1 protein-coding gene is annotated in these 1356 nt (G+C 55.5%); it reads right to left on the bottom strand.

Annotated features, from left to right (window positions below):
• Nucleotides 1-109: 109 nt before the first annotated feature.
• A complete protein-coding gene (locus Xinn_RS20825) occupies nt 110-1279 on the bottom strand; it encodes an IS701 family transposase (protein WP_099137812.1) in 1170 nt (389 codons plus the stop codon).
• Nucleotides 1280-1356 lie beyond the last annotated feature (77 nt).

Here is a 1356-nt window from a genome sequence, read left to right as displayed (position 1 = left end):
CCGATAATGACATTGTTGGGCGGAGTATTGATGTCGTCGTCGCCAACATGACCAATGTAAAACCTGTTCGACAGTCTCTCCGGCCTTTTCCATCAATTTTGACAGCAAATTACGCAGTTCCGCCACACTGAGCGCGATCAGCCCCACCGGCGTTTTTTTTCTCCCGTATTCGTAAGACCGCCAGCACCGCATGGGCCAGAAGCGATAGGGTAATGTGCCGATGCCAACTGTGCCATTGCCGCACTTCATAATGATCCAGGCCGCATTCTCCCTTCGTTTCCTCAAAACCACATTCAATTTCCCAGCGACGACCGGCCACTTGCGCCAGGGTTTTCAAATCCGCCTGCTCTCGGGGGGCATACACCACATAGTAAGCCCGTTCCTGTTTTTCATCCCGGCTACGCCGGACCAGTAAATAATGGCCATAGGCCCGTTCTTGCTCACTCAGTTGTAAACGCCAGAGCGGCACCAACCCCCAGTCATACTGACGTTCGCCTTTCGTGCCCCGCCCCGCCGAATGGGTTTCCCATTGCTGAGGCGTCAGGCTGTCCACAATGTGGTCCGCGCGGACAGAGGTGGGTCCGTGCCACCACAACGGCTCACTTTTAGGGATCGCCAGTACAAACGGTTGAGATCGGGACTCCAGCCAGCCGCGCAGACGACGATCCTGACCATAAACGGCATCCGCCGTTACCCAGCGGCAGGGGACACCGGCCTCGAATGCCCGTTCCAGCATCTGCCGGGCGAGCTGCGGTTTGGTGGCAAAGGGGATGGCGTCAGGAATACCGGCGGCTTCACAGCGAGGCCGGTCATCCGTCCAGTGTTTGGGTAGATATAATGCCCGGTCAATAAAGGCATGGCCGTCCTGACCGGCATAACAGAGAAAAACGCCTATCTGGCTGTTTTCGATGCGTCCGGCGGTACCACTGTATTGACGTTGCACCCCGGCAGAATGGGTGCCTTTTTTGATAAAGCCGGTTTCATCGACAATGAGCACCCCGTATTCATCGCCCAAATGTTCAGTCACATAGTCGCGCAAAATATCGCGGGCGGCGTCGACATCCCAGCGGGCGCGTTCCAGTAAATGCTGAACCCCATCAGGGGTGCGTTCGCCTATCCATTCCGCCAGTTGCCAGCCATTTTTACGTTCAACGTGACTGAGTAATCCCCGAAGATAAGCGAGGCTGCGTTGCTGTGGGCCGGGATGATGAAACAGCGGAGCCAGATGAGCATGAAGTGAGAGCAGTTCTTGTTCCCACGTGTTGATAGGTAAGTGCATTGAACACCTCCCCGTATTGTTCAGGAAAAAATGTCAGGGGTTATCATGCCACAATGGGGCGTACGGCTGTAGTACTA

Origin of the sequence: Xenorhabdus innexi (assembly GCF_002632485.1) — a bacterium.
GTDB lineage: Bacteria > Pseudomonadota > Gammaproteobacteria > Enterobacterales > Enterobacteriaceae > Xenorhabdus > Xenorhabdus innexi.
The sequence above is the reverse complement of the archived record's forward strand: the minus strand, read 5'-3'. Positions and strand labels throughout refer to the sequence as shown.

Excerpts from the sequence above, each read along its gene's own strand:
- Xinn_RS20825 (WP_099137812.1), bottom strand. The coding sequence starts at position 1,279 with ATGCACTTACCTATCAACACGTGGGAACAAGAACTGCTCTCACTTCAT.